The following is a 17,819-nucleotide window of genomic DNA, read 5'->3' as shown; positions in this document are numbered from 1 at the left end:
GCAACCCAGCCGTCCCTCTGGTGGCGTGTCAGTGTGGGCCAGGAATCCGGGTCACAGGCGTCAGGCGCTGAAGCGGGTGACCAGGCGGGTGGGCAGGATCAGCGGGGTGGGGTCCTGTCCGTTGATGAGCGCGACGAGCATGCGCGCCATCTCCCGCCCCAAAGCCGCTATGGGCTGACGGACGGTGGTGAGCGGCGGATCGGCGATCTGGGCGACGGCCAGGTCGTCGAAGCCGACCACTGCGACATCGGCGGGAACCAGTCGGCCGGCCTCGCGCAACGTGCGCAGCGCTCCCGCACCCATGTTGTCGTTGGCGGCGAACACCCCGTCCAGGTCGGGGTGGTTCGCCAGCAGTGCGGCCATGGCAGCGGCCCCGCTGGGCTCGGTGAAGTCCCCCTCCTGCGGCGGGAACGGATCGAGGCCGGCGGCCAGCATGGCGTCCCGGTAGCCGCGGTACCGGGCGCGCCCGGCCTCGGTGTCCAGACGCCCGCAGATGGCGGCTACGCGCGTCCGGCCGCGCGAGACCAGGTACTCGGTCGCCTCGCGCGCTCCACCGACGTTGTCGACGTCCACGTACCACCGGGGAGCCGGACCGACCGGGCGTCCGCCGAACACGACGGGCATCACGGCCTCCTCGGCCATACGGGCCAGCGGATCGTTCTCACGCAGCGCCATCAGCATGACGCCGTCGGCGCCCTTGGAGCGAAGGAGCTCCTCCACCCGCTTGCGGCCCCGGTCGGAAGCGGCCAGGCACAGCATCAGATGCAGGTCGGCCTCCTCCAGAGCGGCCGACGCCCCCACGATCACCTGGGCGAAGAACGGATCCGCGAAGATCGACGGATCCTCTCCCGAGACGACCAGGGCGGCCGCTCCTGTCTGGCGGGTGGCCAGAGCGCGGGCGGTCGGATTGGGTACGTAACCGAGTTGCCGGACGGCCCGCTCGACCGCCTCGCGTTTGGCGCGGCTGACGTGCGGTGCGTTGTTGAGGGCGCGGGAGGCCACGGAGCGGGAAACGCCGGCGAGTTCGGTCACCTCGTCGAGCGTCGGCTGCCGACGCGGCGCATCTTCTGCCATGAGCCATGAGCCTTTCCCGCTCGACCGGACGGGAAGCGTCTCACCCCCGCCCATGCCGCCGCCACCCGCCCGGTGGGCGGCACAGGACAGGTACGGAGCCTCAGGGACCGAAGGGAACTGGGAGCGCTTCCAGTTGTGGACTGTAGAGCCTTGTCCTCGCCATGTGAAGAGCGGGTTGTACGTCGACCCTTGACAGCTTCACCAGCTCGCAACACGATACCGACCACACCCTCGAAGGTTCTCGGTGCTGTTGGGACCGCTTCCAGTGGGAGCGCTCCCAATGTTCCGCTGCCGATCTTCGGACGTGTCGTTCCTGCCGGAGAGTCGCCGGCACAAGGGACGTCGTACCACCGCACTTCCTCAGCGCGTCGCACGCTCGGGAGGAGAGCGCGCGACGCATCCCTGTCAGGAAACCGAGGTACAGTCATGCGCCGCAGACTCCGCGTCCTGGTGGCAGCGCTCTTCACGCTGCCGCTTGCACTCGCCGTCGCACCGTCCGCCCACGCGGCCGACCCGACCACCATGACCAGCGGGTTCTACGTGGACCCCGACTCCAGCGCGAAGAGGTGGGTCGCCGCCAACCCCGGCGACGGCCGGGCACCCGCGATCAACGCCTCCCTCGCCAATACCCCGATGGCCCGCTGGTTCGGCTCCTGGAGCGGCACCATCGGCACCGCCACCGGCGCGTACGCGGGCGCCGCGGACTCCAGGGACAAACTGCCCATCCTCGTCGCCTACAACATCTACAACCGCGATTACTGCGGCGGGCACTCCGCGGGCGGAGCCGCTTCCCCGTCCGCCTACGCGACCTGGATCGCCCAGTTCGCCGGCGGGATCGCCAACCGCCCGGCCGTCGTCGTCCTCGAACCGGACTCCCTCGGGGACTACGGTTGCATGACCCAGGCTCAGATCGACGAACGCGAGGGCATGCTCACCGGCGCCCTCACCCAGTTCAGCCGCCAGGCCCCCAACACCTGGGTCTACCTCGACGCCGGCAACCCGGGCTGGGCGAACGCGGCGACCATGGCCCAACGCCTCCACGAAGCCGGCCTCCGCCAGGCCCACGGCTTCTCCCTCAACGTCTCCAACTACTTCACCACGGCCGAGAACACCGCCTACGGCAACGCCGTCAACAGTGAACTCAACGCCCGCTACGGCTACACCAAGCCGTTCGTCGTGGACACCAGCCGCAACGGCAACGGCTCCAACGGCCAGTGGTGCAACCCCTCAGGCCGCCGTATCGGCACCCCCACCCAGCTGGGCGGAGGCGCCGAGATGCTCTTGTGGATCAAGGCTCCGGGCGAGTCCGACGGCAACTGCGGCGTCGGAGGCGGCTCCTCGGCCGGACAGTTCCTCCCCGAGGTCGCCTACAAGATGATCTACGGCTACTGATTCACATCCATCCAGCGACCAGGAGCAGCCATGCCACCACGCAGCCCACGGCGCCGCGCGGCCGCCGTCATCGCGGCACTCACCGCGTGCGCCGCCCTCACCGCGACGCAGGCGCAGGCGCAGGCCACACCCACGCAGGATGTGCTCACCCCGGCCACTAGGTTCTACGTGGACCCGCACAGCAAGGCCGCGAAGCAGGCGCTCGTGGACTTCGGGAACGGTGACATCGAGAACGCCACGAACATGGCCAGGCTCGCGAGTTGGCCGCAGGCCGAGTGGTTCACCGAAGGCACGCCCGACGAGGTGCGCGCCGAGGTGAACAAGCTCGTCCACCGGTCCCGGGCCGTCAACCGGACCCCCGTCCTGGTCGCTTACAACGTCCCGGGCCGGGACTGCACCCAGTACTCCAGCGGCGGAGCCGCATCCTCCGCCGCCTACCGGCAGTGGATCGACGCCTTCGCCGCCGGCATCGGCAACACCAAGGCGGTGGTCGTCGTCGAACCCGACGGCCTGGCCCTCCTTCCCAAGGACTGCGGGCCCACCGAGGACCCGACCGGCGAACTCACAGCCGCCCGCATCGCCGACCTGGAGTACGCCGTCAAGACACTCAAGGCCAGACCGCGTACCGCGGTCTATCTGGACGCGGGGAACGTCCAGTGGCGACCCGTCGGCGATATGGCGCAGCGGCTGCTGGACGCCGGGGTCCGGTACAGCGATGGCTTCGCCCTGAACGTGTCCAACACCCACCCCACCGACCACAACGCCAGGTACGGCACCTGGATATCCAAGTGCATGTGGTTCGCCGACGAGGGACCCGAGCAGGCGCGCGGCCACGCCGACTCGTGCGCCAGCCAGTACTACTCGTCCGCCGCACCCAACGACGGCGCCCCCGGCAACGCCGTCTCCTCCACCGACCCCACCACCTGGCGGTGGACCGACGCCTGGTTCGACCAGAACGTGGGCACCCCACCGGCTCACGAACTGCATCACTTCGTGATCGACACCAGCCGCAACGGTTTGGGCGCCTGGACCCCGGAGCCGGGCAAATACACCGGGGACCCGGAAATCTGGTGCAACGCGCCCGGCCGTGGCCTCGGCCCGCGCCCCACCGCCGCCACCGGCGTCCCGCTCGTCGACGCCTACCTGTGGATAAAGATCCCCGGTGAGTCCGACGGCAGTTGCACACGCAACACCGGCGGCACGATCGACCCCGAGTACGGCATCGTCGACCCGCCCGCCGGCACCTGGTGGCCCGACCAGGCCCACACACTGGCCCGCAACGCGGCACCGCGCCTGACGTTCAACCGCTGAGCTCTGCCGGGCGCCCTGGACGTGTCCAGCCACGAGCTGCCGTTCACCCGTGGCTGGACGCTTCCGGCCGGACGCTCGGGCGTGGTTGCCGTACCGGGTCAAGGGCGGGAGCTTTCCTCCAGCTTCTCGAAGAAGAACTCGTGCTTGAGAAAGGAGACGTCGTACTCGTGGCCGGACTGCGGCGGCAGCAGTTGGGAGGCCTGGAACAGGCGCCATCCGTCGTGCAGCGCGGCAAGCCCGGTGGGGTAGGGCGGCTCGTCGCTGTCACCGGTTGTCGGACGGGTTCGGCCGGTCCCGTCGTATCGGGACCAGCCCACGACATCGGAGTCGAGCGCCGACGTCGCGAGGTACAGGACCAGGATCTGCTGTCTCATGAGTGGCTCCCCAAGGTGGGCCGGTTGCTGACGCGCGTGACCCAGTAATCGATGTCGAACGAGTGGTCGCCGGTCAGGGCCCGCCACAGGAGGACCCGGTTGTAGATCTCCAGTCGGGCGGTGGCCTGCTCGTACCAGGGGAAGTACGTGTTGAGTTCCGCGGTCACGGCCGGGTCGTGCAGGTCGGAGGTGTCCCACAGGCGCACCTGCGGCACGGCCGGATTGAGACGGAGTTTGTACATGTGGCGACGGCGCGCGGTGTCGTTGCGGCGGCCACCGTGCCAGATGCCGTGGTGGACGAGGACGACCGTGCCTGCCGGGCAGGTCAGCCGCGTCTGCCCCCTGAGGTTCTGGACGCGGCCGACGTCCGTCTCGTTGACCCTTCGCAGATGGCTTCCGGGCACGCTGAGCGTGCCGCCCATCTCGGTGGTCACCTCATGCGGGTAGTACATGAGCTGAATGTCGAACGCGTCCGGCCGCACATCGATGATCGCGTCTCCGTGGAGCGGCTGCGCCTGTCCCTCGTGCGGCTCGCGCACATGCACCGCATGATGGTCCACGGTCGGATCAGGGCCGACCAGGCTCTCCACAGCGCCGGCGATGACCGGCAGAGCGAGCAGCTCGTGGACAAAGGTGTTCTGCGCGAACGCCTCGCCCAGCGGAGTGCCGTAGGGCACTTCTGGTATGCCCTCGGTCAAGGTCGCGACGGCCCGTTCATTGATCTCCCGCGGCACCACTGCGTCCAAGCGCAGAAATCCCTGCGCCACGAAGCGCGCCACCTGAACCGATGTCAGGAGTTGCTTGCTGGTTGGCATGCGACGAACGTACGTGCCCCGTCCGGCTGAGTCGTGGGCTGAAATCCTCCACTGCTGGTAAATTTCCGTCCTCGTGAAACTCGTAACACTACGGCTCGAGGAGCCGCCCACCGTGGTCGATGCCGGCGTCGGGGTGCACGGCGTCTCCACCGCGCACGACGTCTTCCGGCTGCCCGATCTGTGGCAGCTGCACCTGTACAACTACGCGGGCGAACTCTCCCTCGGGCAGTCAGTCCACGCCATCCGGCCCGGTCATGTCAGCCTGGTACCGCCGAACACGGAGGTGCACTTTCACTACCGGGGCAGATCGGAGCATTTCTACGTTCATCTACGGCTTCACGATGGCGGAACCGCGCGGGTGGTACCGGTGATGCAGGACGCCGCGGCCGAGAGCACGCGCCTGGCCGATCTGCTCCGACACGCCGTGACGGCCATGCCGACTTCTCCCTCCCGGGCCTCCGCCGAGGTCTGGGCCGCCCTGTGGCGCATTGCCGAGTTGCCGAGGAGCGATGGAGCCGGACGCCACCACCCCTTCGTCGCCGCCGCACAGGCCTACATCGAGGAACATCTGGCCGGCCCGCTGTCCGTACCGGACGTCGCGCGCGCCATCGGAATCTCCCACACGCACCTGACGCGCGTGTTCCGTGCCGAGACCGGCCTCACGGTCGTGTCGTACATCCGGCGCCGGCGCCTTCAACGCGCCCGCCACCTCCTGTTGTCGTCCACGCTGTCCATCACCGCCATCGCCGCGGCCGTGGGCATTGCCGACCTCCAGGCCTTCAACAAGGCCTGCCGCCGCGAGCTCGGAGCGAGCCCTCGTCACATACGGGCGACCGGACACGAGAGAGCCGGCGACGAAGTACTCGCGACCTCCGTCGAATGAGCCACCACCGACGGTGCGCCGGCGTCGAGGCCGCGTTCGCGGACTACTACGCGCTGCGGACCGAGGTCGACCGCGCCTGGGAAGGACGCGGACCGGCCTCGGTCCTGGTGTTCAATCACGGGTGGGGGGAATTGTGGGGGGTGCTACCACGCCCCCATGCTGAGGGCGTGGTCCTCTCCGGCGACGAGATCGATCAGCTCCGCGTCGCCGGAAGGAGTTCTGACTTCGATTCGGACGGTGCGAGTCGGCCTCAGGACCGCCGTCGCCCCGTCGGGCCCCCAGGTCAGTTCGGCCTCGGCGCCGAATCGCGTGCGCACGCCCGTGAGTCGGCCCGCCGGGAGAGCGGGCGGCAGCGCGGGCAGGAGGGCCAGTCGGTGGGGGGTCGACTGGAGCAACATCTCGATCAGTACGGCGGGCAGGGTGTGCGCGGCGTCCGCGTTGTAGACGTGGCGGTTCGGGTAGTGGGCGCTCATCAGGGAGGCGTGGAAGAAGTCGCCGTCCAGGACCTGGCCGAGGGCGTGGGCGACGCGTTCGCCGTCCCGGAGCCGGGCGGCGATGAGCGCGTGGTGGAGGTGGCCGTGCGCGGAGTCGTTCTCGGCGCCGCGCAGCTCGAGGGCGCGGTGGGCGGCGGCCGCGAGGTGGGGGGTGTCGTAGGGGGTGATCTCATCGAGCGGCCAGACGCCGTAGAGGTGGCTGAGGTGACGGTGGTCGTAGGAGTCCAGGAGGCCGGGCCAGGCCCATTCGGCGAGGGCTCCGTCCTCGTTGATCCGATGCGGCGGGAGCCGCTCGGCGAGAGCTTGCCAGCGGTCGGCTTCCGGGGTGTCCGGGTGGTAGTCGGCCGCGGTGAGCAGGGCGTGGCGGGCCGCTGAGAGGTCCATGGCGGCGTTGATCGTGCCCCAGCTCGCGTTGGCGGGGCGGTTCTCGGGTGAGTAGGAGGGAACGACGACGAGGTGGCCGTCGTCATCGGTGCGGGTGAGGAAGTCCTCGTAGAACAGGGCGACTTCGGCGAGGGCGGACGCGGTGCGCGGGTCGCGGGTTCCGTGGGTCTCGTCGTGGTCGACGAGCGGCTTGAGCAGCCAGTCGGCGCCCGCGGTCCACAGGTGCAGGGGGTACTCGCGGTTGAAGTGGTACGAGTGGCCCGACTCGCCGTCGGTGTGGGCGGGGGCGACCACGCCCCGGGCGCCGAAGACCGCGCGGGCGTTGTCGCGCCAGTCGGGGAGCTGGCGGTGAATCAGCGCGGCATGGGCCTCGGTGACCTCGGGGAGGGCGGCGGCCGCGGCGGAGGCGGTCTGGAGGTTGAGGTTGGCGTCGTTGGTGAACGCGCCCGACCAGGCGGTGTTCCAGTCGCCGGTCCACAGGCCGGTCAGACGGGGCGGGAAGAGCCCGCCGGCCGACAGCAGGTGATAGCGGCCGGCCGCGAAGAGGCGCTCCAGCAGGGCAGCGTCGCGCGGTCTCTTCAGCAACTCCGAGCCCGGGAGGGCCCGTGCGGCCGCACCGGCGGCGAGATCGAGGGTGACTCGCCGGTAGGCGGTGCGGTGGAGGGCGACGTGGCGTTCGAGGAGTTCGTCGTACACCGTCGGCAGGTCGCGCAGGGCCCGGCCCTCCGCCGTCACGTCGAGTTCGCCGGTGTGCCGCCGGACCCGGGTGAGGAGAGTTACGGACCGGGCGCCCTCGACGTGCGCGTGAGGCGGGGCGAGGGTCGTCGTGCCGCCGGTGACGACGACCAGGGTGACCCCGGTGAAGGCTCGGTCACTGTCGGGGTAGCGGGCGCGCAGGCTCAGCAGGGCGCCCTCGGGGGTGACGACGGCTCCGTGGCCGACAGCCAGGTGGGCGGGGGCGCCGGGGAGGCGGTGGTCCAGGGAGACGTCGAGGGTGAGGCCGGGCGCCGTGATGTGCTGGACGATCACGTCGTCGGCGCGGGAGACGAAGACCCGGCTTCTCCAGCCGGCGCAGGTCGCCCGTACGACGCCCGTCGTGAAGTCGACGTCGCGGCGGTAGTCGTGGCAGCCGGCGACGGGGCGGGCCAGACGGACCTGGAAGGCGGGGTGGAAGGGCTGCACCCACTGCATCGGACGGCCGTCGGTGAAGCCCTCCGCGGCGGTGCGGTCGCCTGCCAGGAGGCGGTCCCGCAGTGCGGGCAGTTCGGCGGCGAGCCGGGGAGGACGGCGGTGCTCGCCGTCGCCGCCGGGCCGTACCAGGGTGTGCTGCGTGACGACGACCCGCTCGGCGTCCGGTTCCCCGAACACAAGGGCGCCGTGGCGGCCGTTGCCGCTCAGGAAGCCGTCCTCCCAGCGGGCGGCCGGGTGCGGCTCCCAGGTGCCGTGGACGGGCCCGTTGATCGCGGTCATGGCCGGAGCACCGCCACGCCGTAGCGGCCGAGGGTCACCCGGTCGGTGACGGCCTCCCCGGCCAGCAGCTCGTGATGGGTGCCGGGCACCTCCACGGTCACCGGCTCGCGGCCGTGGTTGAGCACGAACAGCACCTCGCCCCGGCGTACGCACTCGACCTGCTCGGGGAGGCCGTCGAGCACCGGCCGGACGCCCGTGCCGGAGGCGATCCGGGCCAGCAGGTCGCGCAGCGCCTCCGGCTCCGGGAGCGTGGAGACGTACCAGGCCCGGCCCTTGCGCAGGACGGCGGGCAGTCCGTCGAGTTCACCGCCTTTGTACGGCACGGTCTCCTCGGCGGTGCCGTCGGCCTCCAGCTCCTCGGACCACAGGGACGCCCGGAAGCCCTCGCAGGTGACGCTCTCCCCGGCGCCCAGCGGCCACCACTCGTGCAGGGTCCGGATGCCGAACAGCTCTCGCAGCCGGGCGTCCATGCCGCCGGGTCGGACCCGGTCGTCCTCGTCGGCGACGCCGGTCTGGAAACCGCACACGAGGGTGCCGCCGCCGCGGACGTAGGCGAGGAGGTTGTCGATCGCCGCGTCGGTGAGCGCGTACAGCTGTGGCACGACAACCACCGGGTACGGCGTCAGGTCGTGCTCGGGGTGGGCGAAGTCGGTGGTGAGGTGGGCCTGCCAGAGGGCTCGGTGCCAGGCGCGCAGGACGTCCGGGTAGTCCGCCTGGGTGGACAGGCGGCCGTCCTGGGCGCCGGCCCACCAGGAGTTCCAGTCGTGCAGGACGGCGATGTCGGCGGTGCCGTGCAGGCCCGAAACGTCCGGGGCGATCCGCGCGAGGTCCGCGCCGAGCTGCTTGACCTCCTGATAGGTCCGGCCGTCCTCCCCGGCATGGCTGACCATGCCGGAGTGGAACTTCTCCGCGCCCTGCCGGGACTGCCGCCACTGGAAGTAGCAGACGGCGTCGGCGCCCCGGGCCACGGCCTGGAGGGACCAGAGCCGGTTGAGGCCACGTGGCTTGGGGTGGTTCACGCCCCGCCAGTTGACGGGCCCGGCCGCCTGTTCCATGAGCATCCACGGTCCGCGTGCCTGGGAGCGGGTCATGTCCTGGACGAGGGCGCCGCTCTGGGCGCCCAGCGGGTCGCGCGGGTCGGGGTAGATGTCGACGGAGACGACATCCTCTTCCTCCGACCAGCGCCAGGCGTCCTGGCCGAACCACAGCGGCATGAAGTTGCTGGTGACCGGCAGGTGCGGGGTGTGGCGGCGGACGATGTCCCGCTCGGCGACGTAGCACTCCAGGAGCATGTCGGAGGTGAAGCGCCTGAAGTCCAGCACCTGACCGGGGTTGCGCATGTAGTGGGGCATACGGGGCGGCAGGATGCCGTCCCAGGTGTCGTAGCCCTGGCTCCAGAAGGCGGTGCCCCAGGCCTCGTTGAGGGCGTCGAGCGAGCCGTACTTCTCGCGCAGCCAGCGGCGGAAGGCGGCCGCGGCCTGGTCGCCGTAGTCGAAGGTGCAGTACTCGTTGTTGATGTGCCACATGATGAGGGCGGGGTGGCCGCCGTAGCGGGCGGCGAGGTCCTCGGTGATGGCGGCGGCGTAGCGCCGGTAGGTGGCGCTGGAGTGCGAGAAGTGCTGCCGACCGCCCCACCACTCGGTGCGGCCGTCCTCGGTGACGGGCAGGGTGTCCGGGTGCAGCCGGCCCATCCAGGGCGGGGGCGAGGAGGTGGGAGTGGCGAGGACGACCCCGATGCCGTTGTCGTGCATCAGGTCCATCAGCGTGTCCAGCCAGCCGAACTCCCGGCCACCGGGCTCCGGTTCCAGCGTCGACCAGGAGAAGACGCCGAGGGTGACCGAGTTGACCCCGGCCGCCTTCATCAGCCGGACGTCCTCGTGCCAGGTCTCCTCGGGCCACTGCTCGGGGTTGTAGTCGCCGCCGAAGAGCAGGCGGCCTCGTGTCGCGTCACTCAGGTCGGGCATCAGGCGGGCTCCCCGTACTGCACGCCGCGCCCGTTGGTGGCGAGGTACACCCGGTTCGGGTGGACCGGGTCGACGGCCATGGCCTCGACGCCGAGGAGGTTCCAGTCGTCCCAGCCGAGGTGGTCGGTCAGCGGGATCCAGTGGTCGGCCCGGTCGTCCCAGCGGTAGGCGCCCCCGATGTCGGTCCGGGCGTAGGCGAGCCCGCGCATCGACGGGTGGAACAACACTCCGGTGACGAACCCGGTGCCGCCCATGACGGCGTTGCGCCACCGGTAGCCGCTCTTCGCGACGGCCGCGGAAGCAGCCGCCTGCGCCTGCCCCGAAGCCGTCGGCAGGGAGACGACCGCGGCGGCGACAGCGGAACCGGCAAGAACGGAACGTCTGCTGAGGCAAAACGTGCTCATGACATACCTCGGTCGTGACGAAGGGGGAAGTTGAGCAAGGGCCAGGGGCTCCGGGACCCTGCGCGACCAGCCACGGCAGAGCCGCGGGCGGCACACGGCGGCCGGACCTACGGAGGGACTCGGAGCCCAGGGGGCTCAGCCCTTGATGGCTCCGGTGAGCATGCCCTTCTTGAAGTGCCGCTGGACGAAGGGGGAGGCGACCGCGACGGGGATCAGCGCGAGGACCATGACGGCCATCTGCAGCCCCAGAGAGGAGAGTTCGCCGGTGCGGACCGCCTGCTGGAGGCCGGTCGGGGCCTGAGTGTTCTTCTGGACCAGCTGGATGAGCACGTTCTGGAGCGGCATCATCTGCTGGTCGGTGAGGTAGATGGAGGCGTTGAACCAGGCGCTCCAGTAGCCGACCGCGTAGAACAGGGAGATGACGGCCAGCACCGCGCGCGACAGCGGCAAGATGATGGTCAGCAGGATGCGCAGGTCACTGGCCCCGTCGATGCGGGCGGACTCGGTGAGCTCGGGGGAGATCCCCATGAAGAAGGCCCGCAGGACGAGGATGTTGAAGACACTGACCGCGCTCGGCAGAACCAGCGACAGATAGGTGTCGGTGAGGCCCAGCGACTGCACCAGAAGGTACGTCGGAATGAGCCCGGCTCCGAAGAACATGGTGGCCATCATGGTCATCAGGAAGAACCGGTGGCCCAGACTGCCCGGCCGGGACAGACCGTAGGCCGCGAACACCGACACCGTCATCGAGAACAGCGTGCCGAAGAGCGTGACGCCCACCGAGACCATGATCGCGCGGCTGACCTGGCCGCCGCCGAGCAGTTCGGTGTAGTTGACGAAGGTGATGCCCTGGGGGATCACGACGAGGCCGCCGACCCGGTCGATCACGGGTTTGGGAGAGAGGCTGGTGACGATCACGATCCACAGCGGACCGAGCACCCCCAGGCAGCAGAGCAAGAGGAAGCCGCCCTTGGCGGTGAGTCCGGCCTTGCTCGGCGGCTCCTCCCACGCGGGGCGGGCGGGAGCCTTCAGGCTGCGGATGAGCTGCGTGTTGAGGCTCACTTCTTGTACACCCCCTGCTCGCCAAGCAGGTGCGCGAACTTGTTCGCGCCCAGGACGAGGCACACTCCGATGACTCCCTTGACGAGGCCGACCGCGGCCGCATAGCTGAAGTCGCCGTTCTGGATACCCATGTTCCACACGTAGGTGTCGAGGACCTCGCTGGCCCCCGCACCGACCGCGTACCGCTGGAGCAGGAACTGCTCGAATCCCACGCTCAGCGCGTCACCCACCCGCAGGACCAGCAACAGGGCGATCACCGGGCGCAGCGCGGGCAGCGTGACATGCCACATGCGTCGCCAGCGCCCCGCGCCGTCCATGGCGGCGGCCTCGTACAGATCGGTGCTGACGGCGGACAGGGCCGCGAGGAAGACGATGATCCCCCAGCCGGCGTCCTTCCACACGGCCTGCCCGATGACCAGATACTTGAAGAGGTCCGCGTTGGTCATCAGGTCGAAGCCGCTCCACCCGTGCTTCTCCAGGGTCTGCGCGATGATGCCCGCGCCACCGAGGATCTGCTGGAACACGGTGATCACGAGGACCCACGAGAAGAAGTGCGGCAGATACATGATCGCCTGCGCCACGGCCCGCACCCGGGGCCGGACCACACTGTTGATGACCAGCGCGAGGACGATGGGGACCGGGAAGAACAGCACCAGTTGGAGCACGAACAGGACGATGGTGTTCTTCGTGGCGCTCCAGAACAGCGGGTCGTCGAACATCCGCGAGAACTGCTCCACGCCCACCCAGGGGCTGTGGAAGATCGCCGTGATGCCGTTGCTGGAGACGTACGGGTCGTAGTCCTGGAAGGCGACGACGTTGCCGAGCAGGGGGATGTAGTTGAAGAGCAGGAGCAGGACGATGACGGGCAAGGTCAGCAGGATGAGCGTGCGGTCGCGGCGCAGCCGGATCCGCCAGGGGATCTTGCCCGCCTTGCTCCTCCTGCGTGGCACCCGCGCCTTCGCCGCCGTGGTGGCGACCGCGGCTGTCGGCTCCTCAACGGCCGCGGGGGGACGAGTCCCGTCGGGCCGGCTCCCGGCCGTGAGCGACATCAGTTGCCGCTGCCGTTCTTGTCGAGAAGCTGCTTGTACCAGTCGCGCAGCTTGTCGCCACCGGAGGACTTCCAGGTGGAGATGGCCTGCTGTACATCGGACAGCTTCTTGTGGCCGCGCACGAAGTCGATCTCCAACTGCTCGAACTGGCTGGAGAGGTTCGCGTAGCGGGTCGGTTCGACGATGTTCATGCCGTAGGTGGACGTCTTCTTCATGAAGGCACCCATCCGCTGCTGCCACTCGACCTGCTTGCGGGCGACATCGGGAAAGTCGGGGTGGGCGAAGTAGGGAGCCGGGGCGGCCAGCATCACCCAGGCGTTGATCACCTCGGAGTTGCCCCGGTCGTTCTTGGCCGGGACACCGTCCTTGACCGTGTAGTGGGTGCCCTCGACGCCGTAGTCGACGAGCATCCGCTCCTTGGTGCCGTAGGGCGCTGCCGCGAAGTTGGCGGCGGCCAGCGCGTTCTCCACGGTCTCCTTCGAGGCGCCCTTGCGGATCAGCGACCAGATGGTGGCGGGCTGGGACGCCCACAGCTTCGGGTTGCCGCCGTCGGCGCCGAAGTAGTCCATTGCCTCCATCTTGAAGTCCGGGTTGGACTGCGCCTGTTCGGCGGTCTTGACGTACCAGGCCGAGGCGTCGCTGTTGAAGACCAGGATCTGTCCGGCGGTGAACCGCTGGCCCGCGTCGCCCGTGCGCGCCTTGTCGTCGGGATGGACCACACCGGCGTCGAACAGCTTGCGGGTCCACTCCAGGGCCTCGAGGTACTCGGGCTGCTCGATGCGGTAGGTCAGCTTGCCGTCGTCCCCGATGTTCCAGCCGAGCGTCCCGGAGGGGCGGACGCCGAAGATGCCCGCCGATATCCAGGACATGTTGTCCCCGCAGGCGTACACCTTGGCCTTGGGGCTGGTGACGTCCTTGGCCCAGCTGAGGAACTCCTCGGGTGACTTGGGTACGGTGTAGCCCTTCTTGTCGAAGATGTCCTTGCGGTAGTAGGGCACGATGAACGTCGCGGCGGCGGAGGGCATCGGGATGCCGCGCAGCGCGCCGCCGAAGATGCTCATCCGCCAGGAGTCGGAGGGGATCGCGGCCAGGTTCGGGTACTTCTTGACCTTGTCGCCCGCCAGATAGGGGCCGAGGTCCATGAACTTCGCGGCCACCGCGTTCGAGATCTTGCCCACCAGCTCCCAGATGGGCACGACCACCATGTCGGGTATGGAGCTGGAGGCGAGGACGGCGCCGAGCTTCTCACCGTAGGTGGTGCCGTCCTGGTTCTGCCAGGTGACCTTGGTGCCCGCCGCCGCGTCGACCGCCTTGTAGTACGCACACCCGGGCTTCGGAGGGGTGCCCCAGAACGGGGACATGATCTTGATGGGAGCGCCGGTGCCGAGCTTGTCCGGGACCGAGGTGGCAAGCGCCGCGATGTCGACCTTGCCGGTGTATCCGGCCGACGCACCGTTCTTTGACGGCAGGTCCGGCTTGGAGACCGTGCTGGCGACGTAGGCGGGGAGCAGCTTGTCCGCTGCCTTGCCCGACGTGGTCCCCTCCCGCGACTTACCGTCCGACCCGCCGCAGGCGGCGAGCAGCGGCATCCCACCGGCCACCGCTGCGGTGGCGACCGCCGTGGACGCGAGAAAGCTTCTCCGGCTGGGTCCCGAGGAGATGGAGGCGGCATTCGACGTCATTGCGTCAACCCTTCATGGCGCACCTGGACACCCGGCGGTGGGCCGTCGGTTGTAGTGTCCCTGGTGGAACTGGCTGAGCTGAAGCAGTCCTCCGACCACTACCGAAAAGCGCCCACCCCACACGTGGGCGGCCCCTTAGTCGAAGCGCTTCGATGTTGCAGCGAGGTTAAGTGAAGGCATGGGGGTACACAAGGGTCGATTCCAAGATTCCTCCGAGGTGTGGAGGATCCGACCGCACTCTTGCGATACCTGAAATCACGGTCAGAACTCGGAGGCCAGCGCGTCTTGACACCCGCCCCCGGGTCGGCTGAGCATCGAAGCGCTTCGAAAGCGCCTCACCGCTCCACCGCAAGGGGACCCCCAAGTGACCGCACACACGCCGCCAACTCCGCCTTTCCGCGATCGGCAACTGCCGTTCGCGAAGCGCATCGACGACCTTTTGTCGCGGCTCACCCTCGACGAGAAGATCGGATGCCTGCACCAGTTCGCGCCCGCCGTGGAGCGGCTCGGCGTCGCCGCGTTCCGCACCGGCCAGGAGGCCCTGCACGGCGTGGCCTGGATGGGTCCGGCCACCGTCTTCCCGCAGGCGGTGGGTCTGGGCGCGACCTGGAACACGGATCTCGTACGACGGGTCGGCGAGGCGGTGTCCAAGGAGGTCCGGGCGATGCGCGCCCGCGACGACCGCGTGGGGTTGAACGTCTGGTCCCCGACCGTGAACCTGCTGCGCCACCCTCTGTGGGGCCGGAACGAGGAGGGCTACTCGGAGGACCCGAAGCTCACCTCGGCCATCGCCACCGCCTACACGCACGGCCTGCGCGGGGAGCACCCGACGTACTGGCGCACCGCGCCCGTCCTCAAGCACTGGCTGGCCCACAACAACGAGACGGGCCGCGACGTCACGTCCTCCTCGGTCCGCCCGCGCGTCCTGCACGAATACGACCTGCGCGCCTTCCGCGAGACGGTCGAGGCGGGCGCCGTGGCCGGTGTGATGCCGGCGTACAACCTGGTCAACGGCCGCCCGAACCATGTCTCGCCATATCTGCGCGAGCATCTGCGCACCTGGACCGACGAGGACCTGCTGGTCTGCTCGGACGCGGGCGCGCCCTCCAATCTGGTCGACTCCGAGCACTACTTCGACACCCACGAGGAGGCGACGGCCGCCGCTCTGCGGGCCGGCGTCGACAGCTTCACCGACCACGGCACCGACAGTTCGCAGATCACCGGACGGGTCCGCGGCGCCCTGGAGCGGGGCCTGCTGACCGAGTCGGACATCGACGCGGCGGTCCGCCGCCAGCTCTCGGTCCGCTTCCGCCTCGGCGAGTTCGACCCGGAGTACGACCCGCACGCGCTCACCACGGACTTCGACACCCCAGCCCACCGCGCCCTCGCCCAGGAGGCCGCCGAGCAGGCGGTCGTGCTGCTCAAGAACGACGGCGGCCTGCTGCCGCTCGCCCCGGACACCCGGCTCGCCGTGGTCGGTCTGCTCGCCGACGAGTGCAAGCTCGACTGGTACAGCGGCACGCTCCTGCACCGCTGCACACCGTTGGCGGGCCTGCGCGAGCGGTTCGGCTCGGAGCGCGTGCGGTTCGCGGAGGGCGTGGACCGGATTCTGCTGAAGACCTCGGCCGGGACCTTCCTGCACGTGCCCGAGGCGGACGCCGAGGACGAGGTTCGCGGCGCCGAAGGCGCCCTCGACCCGGCCCTGCTCGCGGGCCGGACGGACCTGCCCCCGCTCACCACCGACGCGACCGGCACCGAGCTGTCCCTCATCGACTGGGGCGAGGGCGTGCTGACCCTGCGCGCCCCCGACGGCCGCTATCTCTCCGTCGCCGAGGACGGTCATGTCCGAGCCTCCGCGGACCAGCCCGGAGGCTGGGTCGTCCAGGAGACGTTCCGCCTGGAACCGCACGAGAACGGGCACCTTCTTCGGCACATCGGTACGGGTCGCCCCGTCTCCGTCGCCGCCGACGGCCTCAAGGTCGCCGACGGGAACGGGGAGATCTTCGAGGTCGTCGTCGTCGAAAGCGGCGAGGACGCGGTGAGCAGGGTCGCCTCGCAGGCGGACGTGGTCCTGGTGGTCGCAGGTAACGATCCGCACATCAACGGACGCGAGACCGAGGACCGTACGACCCTGGCCCTCCCCGGCCACCAGGAGCGCCTTCTGCGCGCGGCCCGCACGGCCAACCCGAACACGGTGCTGGCACTGGTGTCGGCGTACCCGTACACGGTCGACCATGCGGAGGTGCCGACGCTGCTGTGGACGGCCCACGGCGGCCAGGCGGCCGGCAGCGCCCTGGCCCGGATCCTGGCCGGCGACGTCTCCCCCGCCGGCCGCCTCCCGCAGACCTGGTACGCCGACGACTCCGACCTGCCCGACCTCCTCGACTACGACGTGATCGGCGGCCGCCAGACGTACCTCTACTTCGAGGGCACGCCTCTCTTCCCGTTCGGCCACGGCCTGTCGTACGCGTCCTTCTCCTACGAAGGCCTCACGATTCGCGTCGAGGACGGGACACTGCACGTGTCCTTCAGGGTCGGCAACACCGGTGACGTCACCGCGGACGAGGTCGCCCAGCTCTACACCCGGGCCATGGAGCCGTCGGTGCCGCGGCCCCGCAGGGAACTGGCCGCGCACCAGCGTGTGACGCTCGCGCCCGGCGAGGTCACGGAGATTGCCTTCCGGGTGCCGATGTCGGCGTTCGCGTTCTGGGACGTGGCGCAGGGACGTCAACGGGTGGCACCGGGCCTCCACGAGATCCTCGTCGGAGCGTCCAGCGAGGACATCCGCCTGGTCCAGACCGTCGACCTCGACGGCGAGCCGTCCGTCCCCCGGCCGGTCATGGTGGGCGGCCTGGACGCGGTGGACTTTGACGACCAGAGCGACACGGAGATCGTGGACCGCGCGAAGACGTCCGGTGACTCCGTCGCCCCTGTGGCCGGCGTGGGGGGCGAGCTGGTGTTCCGTGACTGTGATTTCGGAGAGGGGGCTGCCGGAATCGCGGTGGAGGCTGCGGGTGAGGGCACGGTCGAACTCTCGCTGGGTGATGGTCCGGTACTGGCAGTGCTCACGCTGTCCCCGGGTACGGCCGGGCCCTACGACTACTCCACGGTGAGCGTCCCCGTCGTCGTGGCGGCCGGTGTGCACGACGTCCGCCTCGGACTGCGTGGCCCGGTGCGGCTCGCGCGCGTCACCTTCTCCGTCTGAGGTCCGCATCGACCCCATGTGCACAGGAGTCGCTGCACAGGAGTCCGGCACCGGAAGGCTCGGTGCCGGACTCGGCTTCTCCAGAGCTGCGTTCGACCTGGACTTCGTCGCCCAGACCGTTCGGGCGCAGGGACCACCGGCTCTCCGGCGCACACCATCGCGACGATCGACTACGACACCCTGAACCGCGCCCCCAAGGACCGCTACCACTGGTACCGGGGCCTGATCACCGCGCACCGCGCGCGGACGGAGGAAC

Annotated in this window: 12 protein-coding genes and 1 pseudogene; 4 read left to right on the top strand and 9 right to left on the bottom strand. The window is 69.8% G+C overall.

All coding sequences use genetic code 11. From position 1 onward, the window contains the following. Positions 1 to 60: 60 nt before the first annotated feature. A complete protein-coding gene (locus ACH4U7_RS35515; protein ID WP_398531893.1) occupies positions 61 to 1,074 on the bottom strand; it encodes a LacI family DNA-binding transcriptional regulator in 1,014 nt (337 codons plus the stop codon). Between the two features lie 426 nt (positions 1,075 to 1,500). Between ACH4U7_RS35515 and ACH4U7_RS35510 the strand changes: the two genes are divergently transcribed. Together ACH4U7_RS35510 and ACH4U7_RS35505 are read left to right on the top strand one after the other, a co-directional pair. Further along, positions 1,501 to 2,466: a glycoside hydrolase family 6 protein gene (locus ACH4U7_RS35510; protein ID WP_398531892.1), complete on the top strand. Its 966-nt coding sequence runs from the start codon at positions 1,501 to 1,503 to the stop codon at positions 2,464 to 2,466. A gap of 30 nt (positions 2,467 to 2,496) precedes the next feature. Beyond that, entirely contained in the window at positions 2,497 to 3,777 is a 1,281-nt protein-coding gene (locus ACH4U7_RS35505) for a glycoside hydrolase family 6 protein (RefSeq protein WP_398531891.1), read from the top strand. Between the two features lie 98 nt (positions 3,778 to 3,875). Here ACH4U7_RS35505 and ACH4U7_RS35500 read toward each other — a convergent pair whose 3' ends face one another. Both ACH4U7_RS35500 and ACH4U7_RS35495 read right to left on the bottom strand, forming a co-directional pair. Then, complete coding sequence (locus ACH4U7_RS35500) at positions 3,876 to 4,151, bottom strand: hypothetical protein (RefSeq protein ID WP_398531890.1); 276 nt, start codon at positions 4,149 to 4,151, stop codon at positions 3,876 to 3,878. Continuing rightward, positions 4,148 to 4,966: a phytanoyl-CoA dioxygenase family protein gene (locus tag ACH4U7_RS35495; protein WP_398531889.1), complete on the bottom strand. Its 819-nt coding sequence runs from the start codon at positions 4,964 to 4,966 to the stop codon at positions 4,148 to 4,150. Before ACH4U7_RS35495 ends, ACH4U7_RS35500 begins: the two co-directional genes overlap by 4 nt. Positions 4,967 to 5,078: 112 nt before the next feature. On the opposite strand from ACH4U7_RS35495, the gene ACH4U7_RS35490 reads away from it, so the two are divergent. Continuing rightward, complete coding sequence (locus tag ACH4U7_RS35490) at positions 5,079 to 5,849, top strand: helix-turn-helix domain-containing protein (RefSeq protein WP_398531888.1); 771 nt, start codon at positions 5,079 to 5,081, stop codon at positions 5,847 to 5,849. A 143-nt stretch (positions 5,850 to 5,992) separates the two neighbouring features. Here ACH4U7_RS35490 and ACH4U7_RS35485 read toward each other — a convergent pair whose 3' ends face one another. The 6 genes and pseudogenes from ACH4U7_RS35485 to ACH4U7_RS35460 all read right to left on the bottom strand — a co-directional run bounded on the left by ACH4U7_RS35485 (position 5,993) and on the right by ACH4U7_RS35460 (position 14,358). Next, positions 5,993 to 8,197 (bottom strand): glycosyl hydrolase family 95 catalytic domain-containing protein, encoded by a 2,205-nt coding sequence (locus ACH4U7_RS35485; protein ID WP_398531887.1) that lies wholly within the window; start codon positions 8,195 to 8,197, stop codon positions 5,993 to 5,995. Continuing rightward, positions 8,194 to 10,161: a beta-galactosidase gene (locus ACH4U7_RS35480; protein WP_398531886.1), complete on the bottom strand. Its 1,968-nt coding sequence runs from the start codon at positions 10,159 to 10,161 to the stop codon at positions 8,194 to 8,196. Before ACH4U7_RS35480 ends, ACH4U7_RS35485 begins: the two co-directional genes overlap by 4 nt. A 38-nt stretch (positions 10,162 to 10,199) precedes the next feature. Then, positions 10,200 to 10,565, bottom strand: a pseudogene (locus ACH4U7_RS35475) (twin-arginine translocation signal domain-containing protein); the annotation flags it as partial. A 135-nt stretch (positions 10,566 to 10,700) separates the two neighbouring features. Continuing rightward, positions 10,701 to 11,627: a carbohydrate ABC transporter permease gene (locus ACH4U7_RS35470; protein ID WP_398531885.1), complete on the bottom strand. Its 927-nt coding sequence runs from the start codon at positions 11,625 to 11,627 to the stop codon at positions 10,701 to 10,703. Next, positions 11,624 to 12,676: an ABC transporter permease gene (locus ACH4U7_RS35465; protein WP_398531884.1), complete on the bottom strand. Its 1,053-nt coding sequence runs from the start codon at positions 12,674 to 12,676 to the stop codon at positions 11,624 to 11,626. The genes ACH4U7_RS35470 and ACH4U7_RS35465 overlap by 4 nt, the downstream gene beginning before the upstream one ends. Next, on the bottom strand, positions 12,676 to 14,358 hold the full coding sequence (locus tag ACH4U7_RS35460; RefSeq protein WP_398531883.1) for an extracellular solute-binding protein: 1,683 nt from the start codon (positions 14,356 to 14,358) through the stop codon (positions 12,676 to 12,678). The genes ACH4U7_RS35465 and ACH4U7_RS35460 overlap by 1 nt, the downstream gene beginning before the upstream one ends. Before the next feature lie 364 nt (positions 14,359 to 14,722). Here ACH4U7_RS35460 and ACH4U7_RS35455 point away from each other — a divergent pair, with 364 nt between their 5' ends. After that, positions 14,723 to 17,563: a glycoside hydrolase family 3 C-terminal domain-containing protein gene (locus ACH4U7_RS35455; RefSeq protein ID WP_398531882.1), complete on the top strand. Its 2,841-nt coding sequence runs from the start codon at positions 14,723 to 14,725 to the stop codon at positions 17,561 to 17,563. Positions 17,564 to 17,819: the final 256 nt, after the last annotated feature.

The organism is Streptomyces sp. NPDC020845 (assembly GCF_044334165.1).
Classification (GTDB): domain Bacteria; phylum Actinomycetota; class Actinomycetes; order Streptomycetales; family Streptomycetaceae; genus Streptomyces.
This window is presented reverse-complemented; position numbering and strand designations above follow the sequence as displayed.